Raw genomic sequence first — 17,834 nt, 5'->3', positions numbered from 1 at the left:
CCTACTTCTACCTACCCTATAAACTCTCGAAAGTGGGGGGAGAGTGAAAAACTACCTCTTGATTATTTAATTCCCTATACTAATCAGCAAAAACTAGCATCTAGGGTAATTATTAATATTACTGTAGATACTTTTATTCGTTGTCAAAAAGTTAGTGATATTGTTGCAATTACTAACCAACCTATTCGGAGAATTTCACAAACACCCGCAGGATTAGATAATGTTTTACTCCCATTTTTAGAAATTAGTCAAGCTGTCCGAGCCGCAGATGAAGCAACTTCTCGCTATCGTCAATACGAACTATTCAATATTCCCATTAGAGACTTAAAAGCACTCAAACAAAACCTAGCTTTTAATAAAAATGCTAGATTAACTACTCTGTTTAGCAAAGTGGCAGAACTCTGGTTAATAATTCTTGAAACAGCACAAAACACATTAAAACAAGAAGCAGAAAAGACTCAAGAAATACCTCAAGTTTACATTGCTGGTAATTCCCTTGATCCAGAAACAGCTAAAAATCGCTTTAAAGGACGCATTGACATCTTTAGAGAAATTGAAAATATCACACTTTCAGCGTCACCACCTGTATTACTACTTTTTGGTGGACGTAGAACAGGAAAAACTTCTGCCCTTAAATATTTACCCCATAAAATTGGATCAACTATCATTCCTTTATTAGTAGATTTGCAAGGTGCAGCAGCAGCAACAACTTTAAGAGGTTTAGCAGAAAATTTAGCTAAGTCAATTATCGAGGCAGCCCAGCGTCTACCAACAAAAATTAATCTTTCCTATCCAGATGAGGAACAAATTCGCCAAGAACCTTTTTTGGCATTACAAACTTGGTTTACTGAAATATCACGTACTTATCCCAATAAAAAATTTCTGTTGTGCTTAGATGAATATGAAAGACTTAGTGAAATTATAGACGCTACAAGTCATGTACCATTAAATTTCCTTCGTAACATCATACAGCATCAAAAACAGTGGATTTTACTTTTTAGTGGTTCACATCAATTATCTGAACTTCCCGATTATTGGAGTGATTGTTTAATCAATACTCGTGCTTTACGAATGTCTTATTTACAAGAATTAGAAGCCCGTGAACTAATTGTGAATCCCATAGAAGAATTTCCCCAAATCTATGAATTAGATACTATAGATGAAATTATTAAACTTACCCATTGTCAACCTTATTTAGTACAGTTGGTATGTTATGAATTGGTGGAATTAATTAATCGAGATATTAGAATCAAACAAAGAGAATCCAAAACAGCAAAAGTAACTATTCAAGATGTTAAATTTATTATTCCCATAGTTTTAGAACGAGGTGATCAATATTTTCGGGAATTATGGACAAGTTTAGCAAATAATGACCGTGATTTTATCAGACGTTTAATCTCTAGTGAAACTCCTACGCAGCAAGATAAAGGAGTTATCAAAAAACTGGTCAGAAAGGAAATTCTCACGCCAGAAGGTGATGCTTTTCAAGTTCCTTTAGTACAAAAATTTGTAGAACAATTAATAGAGGAAGAATAGCAGATCAAAACAGTTTTACCAAGTTGGTTGAGCTTTAATGCCACAATTCGCACCTTCTCCGAGACTCCCACCAATGACAATGTTGGCAGTTTGAATGTTAAAGTAGCAGCTACAGATAAAATAGGAGCATCTGTTAATGATACATTCACTATTAAGGTACAAAACGTGAATACCGCACCCATCCTCAAAAATCCACTTTTAGATCAAACAGTCAAGGTCAATTCTACCTTTACATTTACACTACCCAAAGATACCTTCTCCGATCCAGACGCAGTTAATCCCTATAAAAACCTCGTCATCTTTGGTGATAGCCTCTCAGATACAGGTAACGCCTACAAAGCCTCTGGTAACACATTTCCACCATCACCTAATTATCAAGGTCGTCTTTCTAATGGCTTAATTTGGGTTGATTACTTTGCCCCTGATTTACAATTTACAAACCCATCAATTCAAAATTACGCCTTTTTGGGCGCAAATACAGGAGTAAGTAATACTTTTGGGCAAATAACCGTACCTGGATTATTAACACAAATTCAGCAATTTAAAACTGTAAATGCCAATTCTATTGGTAAAGATGGACTGTATGTAATTTGGGCTGGTGCTAATGATTTTCTAAATCTTGCCGCAGATAATACTCAAGCTGTGACTAATGCTGTGAATAATGCTGTTACTAATATTGGTAGTGCGATCGCAACTCTAGCAGAATTAGGTGCTAAAGAAATTGTTGTTGGTAATTTAACAGATTTGGGATCTCTTCCTGCGAGTATTGCTAATAATAATGTAGCTAATGCTAGAGCAATTTCTATTGGTTTTAATACAGCTTTAAATCAAGCTTTAACTAACTTAGAACCAGCCCTCAATGTTGATTTATCTTTGGTAGATATCTTTGGTTTGAGTACAGCAGTTCAGACTAATCCTGCTAATTACAAATTCACTAATATTACTCAGCCACTAATTACAGCTACTAGTCCAGTTAACCCTGATGAATATGCTTTTTGGGACGATGTTCATCCTACCACAAGACTGCATCAGTTAGTAACAGATACATTTGAAAATACACTGCTCAATGAAGGCGTAATTCCTGATTTAATTAAATATTCAGCAACTTTAGCTGATGGTAGTAATTTACCAGATTGGCTGAATTTCAACTCTACAACTCGAACCTTTAGTGGTACTCCAACAACAGGAATTGCAGGTTCACTGGATGTCAAAGTAATTGCTACAGATAAAGCAGGTGCAACTGTTAATGATATCTTTGTCATTGCAATTGAAAATATCATTGACAACCAACCCACAACTGTAGGAACACCAGGAGATGATAAATTAATTGCCACTCCTAGTAGTCAATTTAATGGTCAAAATAACATTGTCTTTACAGGTGCAGGTAAAGATGAGGTAGAACTGTCCACTGTATCCGGTTTACCCAACTCAGGTAATAATATCGTTGATCTGGGTAGCGGTGATGATACGATCTTTGTGAATAAAGGCGATCGCGCTTTCGGTAGCGATGGTAATGACATCTTTGATGCTAGAGATGGTAAAGGTGGCAACCGGATGTCTGGTGGTGCTGGTTATGATACCTTCTTCCTCGGTAGCAATGACCGGGCTTTAGGTGGGGATGGTAACGACAAATTCTATGTTGTCCTCGGTGGTGGCAACCTGCTATCAGGTGGTGCTGGTGCTGACCAATTCTGGATTGTCAATGGTGAATTACCCAAAGCTGCTAATACGATTCTTGACTTCCAAATCGGTACTGATGTCTTAGGTATTTCTGGTCAAGGCGCAGGTTTTGACTTTAGTGATCTAACTCTCAATGGTAATAGTATTGCGATCGGTACAACAACCGTTACTACTTTAAGTGGTGTCAGTACCTCAAGTTTGACTGCTGCTAATTTCGCTTTTGTATAAAATCAGCAAGTCCTAAATAGACCTCTTGCAAAATTATTGTAGGGACAATTCATGAATTGTCCCTACAACAGTTTCAGGTGATACCCACTTAATTACCGGAGATGTTGAATATCATGATCTAAAAAATAATCTGCGTTTAATTTTTCCTCTAGAGACCTTAATAAATTTAACTATTTACCTATACTTTCTTAATTCTATCTTAAGTTATTTATTCAATCCTAGTTCTAAAAGGTTTTGAGGTGATCCCATGACAGATTTTAGACTGCAAATTCTCCATGCTTCTGACCTAGAAGGTGGTGTAAATGCAATTTCTGATGCACCTAACTTTGCAGCAATTGTTGATAGCTTAGAAGACTCAGTTGACAACTCTATTACCCTATCTGCGGGAGATAACTACCTAGCCGGACCATTTTTTAGCGCCGCAGGAGATATAACTTTCCGTAACAGTGGCTTATTTAATGATATCTACAATCAACTTTTCGGTTTACCCAATGCAACCATCAATAATAGCTATAGTAGTTTAAGAGAAGGTAGTGGTCGAGTTGATATCTCAATTATGAATATCATTGGCTTTGATGCCTCTGCCCTTGGTAATCATGAATTTGATCTGGGTTCGGAAGTTTTAAGAACCATTATAGAAGCAGAATATCGGGGAGCAGGTTTAGCCGATGATAGATGGGTAGGCACTCAATTTCCTTACCTATCTGCTAACTTAGATTTTGCCGCAGATAGCAATTTATCTGGTTTATTTACTCCTAATATTCTCCCTAATACAGCCTTTCAAACAAATCCCACAGCGTCCCTAGCAGGAACAACCACCCCGAAAATTGCCCCAGCAACAATCATTGAAAGAGGTGGTGAAAAAATAGGTGTAGTTGGTGCTACCACCCAATTATTAGAAAGTATTTCTTCTCCCACCGGGACAAAGGTACAGGGAACAAAAGCAAATGATATGGATGCCTTAGCTGCTATTTTGCAGCCTGTGATCAATCAATTGCAAACCCAAGGCATTAATAAAATTATTGTAGTTTCACATCTGCAACAAATTGCCCTAGAACAAGAACTAATTACCAAGTTAAGCGGTGTAGATGTAGTTATAGCTGGTGGTTCTGATACTATCCTGGCTAATGGTGATGATAATTTGCGTTCTGGAGATACACCGACAAATACCTATCCCATCGTCACCACTAATGCAGATGGAGATCCCGCAGTCATTGTTAGCACTGATGGCGAATATTCCTATGTAGGAAGATTGGTAGTAGATTTTGATGCTAATGGTATTTTAGTAGATGCTAATGGTAGTCCTCTGGATGAAGTCAGTGATTTAGATCTAGTAATTAATGGTCCAGTTGCGACTACAGAGGATCAAGTAATTGCTTTATGGGGCAGTAAAGAAGCTGCTTTTGCTCAAGGGACAAAAGGTAATTTGGTTAAACAGCTAACCGACGCTGTTGAAGGGTTGGTTGCAGCACAAGATAGTAATGTTTTTGGTCGGAGTACGGTATATATCGAAGGTCGTCGAGAACAGGTAAGAACTCAAGAAACAACTTTGGGTAATTTGTCTGCGGATGCTAATTTGTTCTTTGCTAAAACTATTGATGCTACTGTGCAAGTATCCATCAAAAATGGCGGTGGTATTCGTGATGCTATTGGTCAGGTAGATCAATTTGGGACATTGATTCCTACCCAAGAAAACTCCTTTTCTGGTAAGCAAACTGGGGAGATTTCCCAGCTAGACATTATGAATAGTTTGCGGTTCAATAATGGCTTATCTTTGTTGACTGTCACCGCAGCAGAATTAGAGCAAATTTTAGAATATGGTGTAGCAGCAACTGCTGATGGTGCGACTCCTGGACAATTTCCCCAGGTTAGTGGGATTCAGTTTAGTTTTGACTCCAGTCAACAGGCTATTGTCTTTGAACGAAATGCGAATGGTAGAGTGACTGCTGTACAAACAGAAGGCGATCGCATTCGTAGTTTAGCTATTGTTGATCCTAACAATGGTCAAATCTTAGATGTAATTGTGGAAAATGGGCAATTGGTAGGAGATGCAAATCGGCAAATTCGCCTAATTACCCTTGATTTCCTAGCAGGTGGTGGTGATAACTACCCATTTCCTGAATTTGGTGAAAATCGCGTTGATTTAACCCAACCTAGTAATGATACTAGAACTGGTGTTGCTACCTTTGCTGCGGATGGTTCGGAACAGGATACACTAGCTGAATTTTTAGCTGCAAACTTCCCCATAGGTGGGAATAAAGCTTTCAATATTGTGGAAACACCCCCAGAAGGAGATACCAGAATCCAAAACCTCAATTTCCGGGAAGATACAGTTTTAGACGTTCCCGGAAAACTCATTTCAGGAACTCCCGGTGCAGATATCTTGATAGCTGGAACTGACTTTGATGGTATCAGTGATATTGTCTTTACTGGTGCTGGAAACGATGAAGTAGACCTAGCAACTGCATCTATTTTAGGGCTTGCTGGTAAGAACAATGTTGATACTGGTAGCGGTGACGATATTATCTTTGTCAACAAAGGCGATCGCGCTTTCGGTAGCGATGGTAATGATACCTTTGATGCTAGAGATGGCCAAGGTAGTAATCGGATGTCCGGTGGTCTTGGTAATGATACCTTCTTCCTGGGTAGTGGCGATCGGGCTTTAGGTGGGGATGGTAACGACAAATTCTATGTTGGCCTCGGTGGTGGCAACCTGCTATCAGGTGGTGCGGGTGCTGATGAATTCAGGATTTTTAATGTTGAACCACCAAAAGCCGCTAATACTATCCTGGACTTCCAAATTGGTGTTGATAAAATCGCTATTTTAGGCTCTACTGCATCCCAATTCAACTTAAATCAAGTTGGTGGTGATACAGAAATTATCTTTGGTAGCAACATCATAGCGATTCTTATTGGAGTTCAATCCAATAGTTTGAGTTTAACAAACCCTAACCAATTTGTTTTGAGTTAATTCAAAACCATCTCAATATTGTAGCCAAATTCAAAAATTTCTTGATTCGTAGTAGGTTGGGTTAAGGCACGCAACCCAACGCATTTGTTGGGTTTTGCTCCGCTCAACCCAACCTACACAAAAATGGCGAAGGTATTGCATCTGATAGAAATTAAATCTTTGTTTTCTATCATTCTTGTAGAGACGTTCCATGGAACATCTCTAATAAATTCATCCTTGGTTTTAGCAACGCCAGAATTTTTAAACAGATACCAATTATCACAGGAAAACTTTTTCAGCAACACTGATGTTGGCAAAAATAATCCTTTAAATAATGTTTTGATAATGTCCACTTATCAGCATCTTAACCTATTTAGTGAATCCTACTAGATAGGATATAACCAATTATTTGTATGTGATTTTCTAAAATCACAGGGAAAATTTAACTTATGGCACTAACAACAGGAAATATCGCATTTGTTGGATATAATGCAGATGGTAATGACAACATTGCTTTTGTGGCATTAGTTGACATTAATCCCGGTGAAGTAATTATTTTTGAAGATAACGAGTGGAATGGTACGGCTTGGGTTGATACAAACGAAGGTGCTTTTAGTTGGACAGCCACATCGTTAGTTACCGCCGGAACAATTGTCCGCATTGACAACATTGGTAGTGGAACAATCACAGCCAGCACAGGAACAGTTGTAGATGCTTCTGCGTTATCACCATCACGGGGTACAAATCGCGGGATTGGTGCAGGTGATGAAATAATCTATGCTTATCAGGGAAGTGCAGCTTTACCCACCTTTATTACAGCGATCGCCAGTGGCGGATTTAATCCTAGTAATGGATTACTAACCAATACAGGCTTAACGGCTGGACTGAATGCGCTGGATTTATCTACTTTAGATGATGATGCCGATGTAGCAGCCTTTAATGGCGATCGTAGCGGACAGGCTAACTTTGCGGCATATTTGCCAATTATTAATAATCCTACCAATTGGATTGCCCAAGATGGTACAGGTGATCAGAGTATTGATACCACAGCCCCAGATGTGCCATTTAGTAGTACAGCATTTACATTAGGTGCGGTATCCAATGCTGGTATTACCCTAACTCAAACTGGTGGTACAACCAATGTCACAGAAGGTGGGGCAACGGATAGTTATACACTGGTTTTAAACAGTCAACCAACCGCAGATGTAGCGATAGCCATCAATCCCGACAGTCAATTAACAACTTCCGCATCCACACTCACCTTTACTGCTGCTAATTGGAATATTGCCCAAGTGGTGACAGTGACGGCGGTTGATGATGCAGTTGTAGAAGGGAATCATCCAGGGACAATTACCCAAACTGTCACCAGTGCCGATGCTCAATATAACAATATTGCGATCGCTCCAATTGCAGTTAGCATTACCGATAACGACTTTGGATCATTACCAACAGTTAATCTGGCGGTCAGTAGTAACACAACTTCGGAATCTAGCCGCAATCAAATCACCGTCACAGCAACAACGTCAGCGGCGGTATCAGGTAATCAAACCGTTACCTTAAACATAGGGGGAACTGGGATTACTCCTAGTGATTATTCTGTCTCCACCAGAACTTTAACTATTCCTAATGGTCAAACCAGTGCCACAGCTACCTTTGTCGCCACTGATGATGGTATAGCAGAAGAGACCGAAACTGCCGTCTTAAGCCTCACTACACCATCTTCAGGAATTGCCCTGGGTGCAACCACAACCCAAAATATCGCTATTACCAACAATGGTTCTAGTCTTTTAACCAAAATTGGTGGTTTCACTAGCAGCAATGGTGGCGAAATTCCGGCTTTTGATCCCATTAGCGATCGCCTATTTGTGGTTGCCGGTTCGGTAGTCGAAATCCTCAATCTCGCTAACCCAGCTAGTCCCAGTAAAATCGGTGATTTGGCATTTAATACCACTGGTGATCCTGATGGGGCAACTGCGGGTGGTTTTACCCTCTTGCCCAACAGTGTAGCCGTTGGTAAAGCCGGGACTGTGAGTGATGGAATCGTCGCTGTAGCGATCGCTATTACCAATCAAACCACATCTGACGACAATCCAGGGGAAGTTCAGTTTTTCAATGCGTCCACAGGTGCTTTTATTAGTAAGGTGAATGTGGGCTTTTTGCCAGATATGCTCACCTTTACCCCCGATGGCACAAAGGTTTTAACCGCCAATGAAGGTCAGCCTAACAATGCCTATACCACCGATCCTGTCGGTTCAGTCAGTATTATTAACTTAGCTGGTGGTGTTGCGACTCCTACCGTCCAAGAAGCATCCTTTACTCCCTTCAATAGCCAAATTGATGCCCTCAAAGCTTCAGGAGTGAGAATCTTTGGATCTGGTTCATCAGTTGCCCAAGACCTAGAACCAGAATATATTACCTTTTCTGGCGATGGGACGAAAGCCTGGGTAACGCTGCAAGAAAACAATGCGATCGCTGTCGTAGATATCGCCACAGCCACAGTAGAGTCAATTTTGCCTCTAGGTTTCAAAGATTATAACATCACCTCTAATGCCTTGGATGCGAGCGATCGGGATGTGAATGGTACTTCTGGTGGTGGTGGAAAAATCAATATTCAGAACTGGCCAGTTTTTGGTTTATATCAACCCGATGCGATCGCTTCTTACACAGTTAATGGTCAAACCTACTACGTCACCGCCAATGAAGGTGATACCCGCGACTATGCTGGATTTAGTGAAGAAGTCACCGTTTCTAGTCTCAATCTTGACCCCACAGCTTTCCCTGATGCGGCTACCCTCAAACTTCCTCAAAATTTAGGTCGTTTGCTAGTTACGAATACCTTGGGTGATACCGATGGCGATGGGGACTACGATCAAATCTATACCTTTGGCGGTCGTTCCTTTACAATTTGGGATAGTGCTGGTAAACGGGTTTATGATAGCGGCGCAGATTTCGAGCGCATTACGGGCCTCGCTTTACCTGGAAACTACAATTCCAACAACAATAGTAACAACTTCGATAACCGCAGTGATAACAAAGGACCTGAACCAGAAGGTGTAGTTATTGGAGCAATTTCAGATCGCATATATGCTTTCATTGGTTTAGAGCGTGTTGGCGGTGTCATGGTCTATGAAGTCACCAATCCCAACAGCCCCCAATTTGTCCAATATGTCAATACCCGCGATTTCAGCGTTAATGCTGCTTCCGGTTTAACTGATTCCGGTCCCGAAGGACTGACCTTTATTTCCGCCAACGACAGCCCTAACAGCAAACCTTTATTGGTGGTTGCTAACGAAATCAGCAAAACTACTACGATTTTTGAAGTCAATACACCCACTCGCATTAGTGACATTCAAGGTACAAGCCATACATCGCCTTTTGTCGGTAAAGTAGTGACGGCAGTTCCCGGTATTGTCACCGCTGTAGATTCTAATGGGTTTTATCTGCAAGATCCCAACCCCGATACCAACATCGCTACATCTGAAGCTATCTTTGTCTTCACCAGTAGCGCACCTACGGTTAAAGTTGGTGACTCCATCACTGTTACAGGTACAGTCAGCGAATTTACTCCTGGTGGTGTCAGCACAGGCAATCTCTCAACTACCCAAATAGGTGGCAATCCTACTATTACCATCCCTTCCAGTAATAATCCTCTCCCTGCTGCCATGATTATCGGTGCAGGAGGAAGGATTCCACCTACACAAGTAATAGACGACGACGGACTGACATCTTTTGACCCCACCACCGACGGTATTGATTTCTTTGAATCTCTAGAAGGAATGCGCGTCACTGCCAAAAACTTAGTTGCAGTTAGTCCTACCAATAGTTTTGGGGAAATTTACACCGTTGTAGATAATGGTGTGGGAGCAACAGGTTTAAGTCAGCGTGGCACAATCAATATTTCTCCCAACGACTTCAACCCCGAACGGATTCAAATTGATGCTGACAATGGAGTATTTGATTTTGTCTTCCCTAATGTCAATGTTGGGGCTAAGTTGGGGGATGTGACGGGGGTAGTGGGTTACAACTTTGGTAACTTTGAGATTATTCCCACTGAACCATTTGTTAGCAATATTCAGCCTTCTACCCTGCAACCGGAAGTCACGACTCTGAATAAGGGTGGTGATACTTTAGTGATTGCTACTTATAACATCCTCAACCTTGATCCGAATGATGCTGATGGTAATACAGATATTGCCAATGGTCAGTTTACAGCGATCGCTCAACAAATTGTCAATAATCTCAAAACTCCTGATATCATCGGTTTACAGGAGATTCAAGACAATAGCGGTAGCACCAATAATGGCATTGTCAGCGCCAGCGTCACCTTACAAACTCTTGTAGATGCGATCGTTACCGCAGGTGGCCCAACTTACAAATTCATTGACAATACTTTCATTACCAACAACACCAATGGCGGACAACCAGGCGCAAACATCCGTAATGCCTACCTCTACAATGAAAGTCGCGTTAGTTTAGTAGAAGGCTCTGTCAAAACCGTTCCCGCATCTTCCTTTACAGCCTTCACTGACAGCCGATTACCCCTAATTGCCGACTTTACCTTCAATGGTGAAGAGGTGACACTGGTAAATAATCACTTCTCCTCTAAAGGCGGTAGCAGACCACTTTTTGGAGTTAATCAACCTTCTGTGGGAGGTGAATCTGGTGGTAACGGACAAGAAAACAACACCATTAACGGCTCTTTAGATCAGCGTCGCGCCCAAGCTGAAGCGGTGAAAGGTTTTGTGGATTCTGTTTTTGCCACAAAACTCAATCCTAATGTGGTTGTTGTGGGTGATTTAAATGAATTTGAATTCATTTCTCCTTTAAGCATTCTTGCAGGTGGCAACCTCACCAATCTTTCTAATACTCTGCCAGAAAACGAACGTTATACCTACATTTTCGATGGTAATTCCCAATCCCTCGATCATATTTTGGTGAGCAATAATTTGAGCAGTTCTGCCCAGGTAGATATTGTTCATGTTAATAGTGAGTTCGTAAACAACGCCCAAAGAGCCAGCGATCATGATCCAACTTTAGCTGCTCTGAAAATAACACCCAGTGTTGCTCAATCGTTAATCGCCGGCACATCTGGTAATGACGATATCTTAGCCGTTAGAGGTCAAAGCTTTGATGGCAAACAAGACATCCTCTTTACAGGTGCAGGAAATGACAGTGTAGAGATCACTAGCGTATCTGCATTTATAGATTCTGGTAACAACACCATTGATCTGGGTAGTGGTAACGATACTGTTTTTGTGAATAAGAGCGATCGCATTTTCGGTAGTGATGGCAACGATACCTTTGAAGCTAGAGATGGTAAAGGTGGCAACCGCATATCCGGTGGTCTTGGTAATGATACTTTCTGGTTGGGTAGCAATGACCGGGCATTAGGTGGCGACGGTAACGACAAATTCTATGTTAGTCTTGGTGGTGGCAACCTGTTATCAGGTGGCGCTGGTGCTGATGAATTTAGGATCTTTAATGTTGAAGCACCAAAAGCTGCTAATACTATCCTTGACTTCCAAATTGGCCTCGATAAGATTGGTATCTTAGGCTCTACTGCATCTAACTTCAACTTAAATCAGGTTGGTGGTAATACAGAGATTATCTTTGCTGGTCAAACTATTGCTACTCTGACTGGTATTCAAGCCAGCAGTTTGAGTTTGACAGATCCTCAACAGTTTGTCTTTGCTTAAAACATAATTCTCTCATAGGGGTTTAGCGCAATGCGTTAAACCCTAAATGGGAAACATTGTGTTTAAAAACTCATGAATCTGTGGAATCCGGGTTATTTTCTAACCATTCTTCTAACCCACATTCAGCAGGTAATTTAAGACAAAAATAATATTGTTTATTCAGCAAGCCCTATCTAGCATTCTATAAAGTGAAGACATTAAAATAATCTCCTAATAAGCGATCGCCTATTTTTGAATATATTAAAGCCTCAAACTCAATTAAGAACAGGGTTTAAGCCCTATCTATTCTAAAAAATTAGAAAAGGAGCGGTAGAACCAAAATGATCATTATTTATTCGTAGAAACAGGTTGGAAAAATGGTTATCGGATCTATGGAACTTTATTACATCTTGATTTAATGGATGATAAAGTATTGCTAATGATTTTGGTTGCTGCGGGAATACCAAAAGCACATATTATTTTAGGGTTTAAATCTCCTGAGATTCGGAAATATACGGAATTTGCTGCTTTTTAGGTTAAATTTTGTTAATTACGGTATAGCAAAACTTTTAAGTTGCTATAGTTAAAATAAGCTTGACTGTATAATTAGCATAGTATAGGGAGATTAGATAATTTATGACTATTGAACAATTAGAAGCTCAAGTCCTGGCTTTACCAAATGATTCTCTAGCATTATTAGTAGCTCGTCTGATTGAACATTTAGGACAAGTTGGTGAAATTGACCAAAAAGTTGCCCAGGAATGGATACAAGAAGCAGAATTACGGGATGAAGATATGAGTAACGGTAATATTGCTGGTATTTCGTCTCAAGAAGTGTTTAGTAAATTGCGTACATCTTTACAATGATAACTGTTATATTTCATCCCTTGGCAGAACAAGAATTAACTGATGCTATCAATTATTATGAGCAGCAAAAAACGGATCTTGGTTTAGAATATTTAGAAGCGGTAGAACAGGCTGTAAATTGTTTGATTTATTATCCAGAAATTGGGGCAAAAATTCGCGGTTCTATTCGTCGGTTAATTTTACCAAAGTTTCCCTATTCTCTTTTATATCGTGTTTTGGAAGATGAGCAAATTCGGATTTTAGCAGTAGCGCATCATAAGCGCAAACCATTTTATTGGAGTAGGCGAAAGTAGTTTTTAAGATATATAAAATCTCTTATTATATGGATTCATTAAGTAATCAATATGGTCAGATCATTTAAAAATGCTAATTGCTTTGACGACTTCATCTGAAATTATCATGATTGCTTTTGTAAACTGTTTCTTTAATTCTAACAATTAGAGCCAACTATACTCTAACATATATACACTACTATTGCTCAATCATCTGATTCTACCTGTTTAATTATTTCTAAAGGTAACTCTAGCACCTCTGCAATTTGCTCATCATTTAAACCAAAATACCGTAATTTATCAATTTTTTCTATCTGAGTTTTATTCTTATTACGTTTCTGTAACTTAGAATTACCAGCATGACTTTTATCTGGTTTAGTTTTAGGTTGTTTAGAACCAATATTTATACAGCCAATTTCAAATATATTCCTGTTATTATTATCACCCAAAGAAATATTCACATTTCCCTGTCGTTCTAGAACAGATTTAAGATTACTTTTATCAACTGGTTCATCAAAAATATCAGATAACATTTGTAAAAGTTCGTAACCTATATCTTTTGCATGACCCGCGCTACAACCACAATTTTCGGCAATATCAGCATACTTTTGATGCTTTAGTGTCCCTTCAATAACTCCACGTTGCAAGTCATTGAGACGTTTGCCTGTGTTGAGGTAGACAGCCTCATCCACAAGTTGTAGTAGTTCGTGAACCTGCATAGTTAAAAATGTAACGCGACACAAGTAATGATAGCAGACTTTATCCGTATTTTTCAGCTTTTTTCCGTCTGTTTGTAATTTTTTTTTGCAATCCGCTTTTTTCCGCTTTTCAGGTTTAGGTAAGTGGTGTAGGATAACCGAAAAGTAACACAAAAAAATTAAGTATGCTTCAACCAGTTCTTGATCAATGCCACATTGTGCAGACAAAATTAGAAAATCTGCTTCAAAAAACTGTAGCTTTATCTAGTCAGGTTTACAAAATTGGTTTTTTTGATTTTAATGCGTTTAATTTAGAATCAAAGGTTCGAGATATAGAATCACAAGTAAAAGCAATTGTACAGGAGAAAGAATCAGCTAAAAAAGCAGTTGAGACAACAAAAAATAGTTTACAGAAAATTAAAGTTACTCCAAAAGTATTGGAAGAGGTTAAATCAATTAACGAAATACTTGACCAGATTAACACCACGCCTACTGTGATTGACAGCTATTTAGAAGATATGTCGACATTCTTAGCATCAAATAATTTATTTGGTGCATTTATGAACTTGATTAGAGGAGTGCAATATGCACTTCAATCAATAACTATATCTACTATTGAGATTGCAAATCTAGTAGTTACTCCTGCTCTTGGAGAGACCTCTTCTTTCTTCTCTCGTCTTTTATCTGGAACCCGTCAAAAACTTCTGGGGGGGAGATAGAAACAATAATTAAAAATTCAGATTCTACTGATAATTATGGTGAAACACTTGCAGAGTAAAGTTCATGAAATATCACACCATTATTTCAGATCAAACCCTTTAAGGAGTTTTTAACAAATGAGTATGGCAAATCCATTTCAAAAAAAGTTATTAGACTGGCAAGCTCAACTAGATGATTTGGAAAAGCAAATCAATTTACTTCAAGATGTAACTACCTGGAATTTTCCATGCAAACTTATTAAAAAAGAAAATGTAGATGATTTGTATTCAAGAATAGATAGGATAGAAAGTCAGATCAGCAGTGCAATCAATACTTTCTCAGCTAGAAGTTCCGAAGACTCCGACTATGACAGTTATCTCTCTAAAATGTCTGAAGCAGTTCTAAGGGTCAATAATTTAAGATATAAGTTATTTAAAAAAGATCCTAAAAAGTATCTTGAAGAGTTTCAAACATCGAGACGTGATCGACAGGTATAATTATCTAAAATCAATTTTTGATTTGCGTGATAGTTTTGTAGGGTGTGTTAGCGATCGCGTAACGCACCTTTTTTTAAATTACTGGTGTATTACTTAACCACAACTCACCCTAAAAAATAGAGAGTAAAATGGGAATAATAGACAAGCTCTTATAAATGAATATAGCCGCTCAACAACTACCTAACTTAACAGGAAAAACTCGATCAGAAGTCTTAATAATTCTCAGTAACCAAGGATTTGAATTTAAAACGCAAACTCAAGGGGGTTATGAAACATTTCAGCATCCAGATGGTAGCCAAATTCATATTCGACCAAATGGGGAAATTGTCCGCACAGGTCCTAGAATTAAAGCAGTTGATGGCAAATCTTATCGTCGTCGCTACAATCAATATGGAGAGCAGATAGAATTTGTTTCTGGAGCTAATACTCATAATACTGGAGAGATTGTAAATTTATGACAACAACAATTACACCAACCCTCACTACTTTTCTCGAAGATTTAAAAAGTGCTGACTTAGTTGGTATTTCTTTAAATCCTCAAAACCTGGGATTACGTCTTGACTTCACTTTCGGTCCTGAAGCTGATGATGTAGCTATTGAATTTTACCAAATTATTCACCTGGTTTTTTCCCAACCTCTAAATGCAAATGATGAAGATATCTGTTTTTGGGTAGGAGAAGTTGAACTCAAAAAAATTGAAGATAATATCCCGGAATTTTTATCCACATCCTATCCATTTGTCAATCAAACTGGAATAATTAACACCAATTTACAATCACTAATTTATTTTCATTTAGAAGGAGATATTTGTTTAGAGGTTGTTTGTAGAAATTATAAAACTTTCCAACAAGTCAAAAATTAAATAATTTCCTAAATCACATCCACGCGATTAATTTGCTCTTTTACTGCTCATACGCCCCAACCCCGAAATGTCCCGCCCCTGCGCCATCAAATCACCCATAAAATGCTAACTCCCTAGCTCCAATGGATTGTGGATCACCAAACCCTCTATCCACTCAAAATCTTTTATATTTGCCGTTGCTAACGGTAGATCAGAATCTAAACAGGTTGCAGCAATTAGGGCATCACCTACGGACATTTTTCGCTGTTGGCGCAAAGCAACCGCAATTTCAAGCGTAACTTGATTGATCATCAAAATATCCAAGTTATCTAAAATCGCCATGATGGCCTGTTTTTCAGCCTCACCTAAACGATGGTAGCCCAATGTTTCCAAACGACTAATCGCAGAATAATGCGTAGCATAATTCACCAACCAGCTACGCAACTGTGTATATGGCGGCTGAGTGGCGTAAATAATCAAATTGCTATCAATCAGCATCGTCTCTCCCGAATAAATTGCGATCTTGGCGTTGTTCACGCTGCCAAACAACTGGATCAGCAATTTCCGCAAAAGGATTTAACGCCACCGCCTGCGCCAATGCTTGCGCCAAACCTTCGCGCCTTGCTTGGTTGGAAGTGATAGGCGTTTTTTTTCGTGCTTTTTGTTCTAGATAAACAGCATAATTCAGTAACTCCGCTTGCGATGATATCGGTAGAGCGGCAGCATGGTGTTGAATTTGTTGCAAAATAGGGTTCATAGCTGTCGTTTATCTCAAATTTTGGTCAAGTCAAAAAGCAATTTCAAGCAGCACCTACCGTAGCAACTAAACGATATTCACGGTCAGCAACAAATTCTAGACAAGCTCTAATATCGTCTTCTGTTAATTCAGGAAAATCCTCTAATATTTCTGAGTAAGACATACCAGATGCTAACCAACCTAAAATATCATAAACCAGGAAGAGAGTTTTGGGCGATTTTACTTTTATTCACATACCTTTAAATTTTTCGCTTCACCTGACTTGAAAATAAGACCCCAATCCTAACCCGCAAGCGAGGAGGGGAATAAGAAGTTTTTTATATGTCCTGGTGTACGCAGTTCATAATGGCTACTTAATTGCTTATTGCGTATATATGACCACGAACATATCTGCTTATCTGACGTAGAGTTAGGAGGTTTTCGTACTTGGTTGCAAAAAATAAAAGATTAGAGGTTGACATCCATCTTTAATCATTGCATTATAATATACTAAATATTTTATTAGATATCCCAATTTTATGCCAAGTATTGAATCTGATGATATACGGGAACATCGCATTAACGAAGAAATTATTGTTGATGCGGACGACAAAGAAGAAAGGGCAATGGGTTGGTATTATTACTTAGATGATACTCTCAATTTTCCTTTTTTAGCCAAGTGGAAAAAAAAGAGTAGGAAGTCTTCAGTCGTGGAAGAAAAAGAAGTGGAAGTGCTGGGAATGGCTCCTGATGATGAATGTCTGAAAGATATGTTCGTGGAGGTGGGTTATCCAGGTGGTAAGGGCGAGGATATTTTTACAGCCAAGTTGTCAGAAATTGAAGCTATAGATGCAGATGAAGACACCAAAGAAGCATTAGCGGATTGGCAATATTGGCTAATGAGAGGGTATAAATTTTAATTAAGGTTTGAATCAAGGCTGAAAACAAACAGAGCAGATTTTGTTTCTTTGTTTATTGCCAAACTACAATGAAGACATATAGGAATCCGGGTTGATTCCTATATAGTCAGGAATCAAGCAACCGCACATAAATAGCCCGTGCTATTTCCCGATCTATAGTCATAGATAAGCTACCCAATTGTAACTGTTCACACTCCCCCACTAAAAAGGAATTAGGAAGTAACAGGGATAGGAG

At 39.0% G+C, this 17,834-nt stretch carries 13 protein-coding genes and 3 pseudogenes; 12 read left to right on the top strand and 4 right to left on the bottom strand.

All coding sequences use genetic code 11. The annotated features are described in order from the left end of the window. The 7 genes and pseudogenes from FJR05_RS27200 to FJR05_RS07865 form a co-directional block, all read left to right on the top strand. Positions 1-1,536: pseudogene (locus FJR05_RS27200) on the top strand (AAA family ATPase); the annotation flags it as partial. A 3-nt stretch (positions 1,537-1,539) separates the two neighbouring features. After that, positions 1,540-3,444 carry an SGNH/GDSL hydrolase family protein gene (locus FJR05_RS07890; RefSeq protein ID WP_371416856.1) on the top strand — a complete coding sequence of 635 codons (1,905 nt, stop codon included), beginning with the start codon at positions 1,540-1,542 and terminating at the stop codon, positions 3,442-3,444. A 247-nt stretch (positions 3,445-3,691) separates the two neighbouring features. Beyond that, positions 3,692-6,415, top strand: a complete 2,724-nt coding sequence (locus FJR05_RS07885) for a bifunctional metallophosphatase/5'-nucleotidase (RefSeq protein ID WP_168643606.1) — start codon at positions 3,692-3,694, stop codon at positions 6,413-6,415. Positions 6,416-6,843: 428 nt separating this feature from the next. Then, positions 6,844-12,090: a choice-of-anchor I family protein gene (locus tag FJR05_RS27195; RefSeq protein WP_174783621.1), complete on the top strand. Its 5,247-nt coding sequence runs from the start codon at positions 6,844-6,846 to the stop codon at positions 12,088-12,090. A 328-nt stretch (positions 12,091-12,418) separates the two neighbouring features. Beyond that, positions 12,419-12,604 (top strand): annotated as a pseudogene (locus FJR05_RS07875) (element excision factor XisI family protein); the annotation flags it as partial. 101 nt (positions 12,605-12,705) lie between these two features. Next, complete coding sequence (locus tag FJR05_RS07870; RefSeq protein WP_168643605.1) at positions 12,706-12,936, top strand: addiction module protein; 231 nt, start codon at positions 12,706-12,708, stop codon at positions 12,934-12,936. Further along, positions 12,933-13,229, top strand: coding sequence for a type II toxin-antitoxin system RelE/ParE family toxin (locus FJR05_RS07865; RefSeq protein ID WP_168643604.1), 297 nt, complete (start codon positions 12,933-12,935; stop codon positions 13,227-13,229). The genes FJR05_RS07870 and FJR05_RS07865 overlap by 4 nt, the downstream gene beginning before the upstream one ends. A gap of 185 nt (positions 13,230-13,414) precedes the next feature. Here FJR05_RS07865 and FJR05_RS07860 read toward each other — a convergent pair whose 3' ends face one another. After that, entirely contained in the window at positions 13,415-13,927 is a 513-nt protein-coding gene (locus tag FJR05_RS07860; RefSeq protein WP_168643603.1) for a hypothetical protein, read from the bottom strand. Positions 13,928-14,091: 164 nt separating this feature from the next. Between FJR05_RS07860 and FJR05_RS07855 the strand changes: the two genes are divergently transcribed. The 4 genes from FJR05_RS07855 (at position 14,092) to FJR05_RS07840 (ending at position 15,964) form a co-directional block, all read left to right on the top strand. Beyond that, positions 14,092-14,625: a hypothetical protein gene (locus tag FJR05_RS07855; protein ID WP_168643602.1), complete on the top strand. Its 534-nt coding sequence runs from the start codon at positions 14,092-14,094 to the stop codon at positions 14,623-14,625. A 123-nt stretch (positions 14,626-14,748) separates the two neighbouring features. Beyond that, the gene (locus FJR05_RS07850; RefSeq protein ID WP_168643601.1) at positions 14,749-15,102 is read left to right on the top strand and encodes a hypothetical protein; all 354 of its coding nucleotides are present in this window, start codon (positions 14,749-14,751) and stop codon (positions 15,100-15,102) included. 155 nt (positions 15,103-15,257) lie between these two features. Next, complete coding sequence (locus FJR05_RS07845; RefSeq protein WP_168643600.1) at positions 15,258-15,560, top strand: hypothetical protein; 303 nt, start codon at positions 15,258-15,260, stop codon at positions 15,558-15,560. Continuing rightward, positions 15,557-15,964: a hypothetical protein gene (locus tag FJR05_RS07840; RefSeq protein ID WP_168643599.1), complete on the top strand. Its 408-nt coding sequence runs from the start codon at positions 15,557-15,559 to the stop codon at positions 15,962-15,964. The genes FJR05_RS07845 and FJR05_RS07840 overlap by 4 nt, the downstream gene beginning before the upstream one ends. A gap of 105 nt (positions 15,965-16,069) precedes the next feature. Here the strand turns inward: FJR05_RS07840 and FJR05_RS07835 are convergent, their stop codons facing one another. The 3 genes and pseudogenes from FJR05_RS07835 to FJR05_RS07825 form a co-directional block, all read right to left on the bottom strand. Continuing rightward, complete coding sequence (locus FJR05_RS07835; protein ID WP_168643598.1) at positions 16,070-16,441, bottom strand: type II toxin-antitoxin system VapC family toxin; 372 nt, start codon at positions 16,439-16,441, stop codon at positions 16,070-16,072. Then, positions 16,431-16,700: a hypothetical protein gene (locus FJR05_RS07830; RefSeq protein ID WP_168643597.1), complete on the bottom strand. Its 270-nt coding sequence runs from the start codon at positions 16,698-16,700 to the stop codon at positions 16,431-16,433. The genes FJR05_RS07835 and FJR05_RS07830 overlap by 11 nt, the downstream gene beginning before the upstream one ends. A gap of 43 nt (positions 16,701-16,743) precedes the next feature. Next, a pseudogene (locus FJR05_RS07825) lies at positions 16,744-16,896 on the bottom strand (DUF433 domain-containing protein); the annotation flags it as partial. A gap of 322 nt (positions 16,897-17,218) precedes the next feature. On the opposite strand from FJR05_RS07825, the gene FJR05_RS07820 reads away from it, so the two are divergent. Continuing rightward, complete coding sequence (locus tag FJR05_RS07820; protein WP_168643595.1) at positions 17,219-17,599, top strand: calcium-binding protein; 381 nt, start codon at positions 17,219-17,221, stop codon at positions 17,597-17,599. Positions 17,600-17,834 lie beyond the last annotated feature (235 nt).

It is taken from the genome of Dolichospermum sp. UHCC 0259 (assembly GCF_009711935.1).
Lineage (GTDB): Bacteria > Cyanobacteriota > Cyanobacteriia > Cyanobacteriales > Nostocaceae > Dolichospermum.
This window is presented reverse-complemented; position numbering and strand designations above follow the sequence as displayed.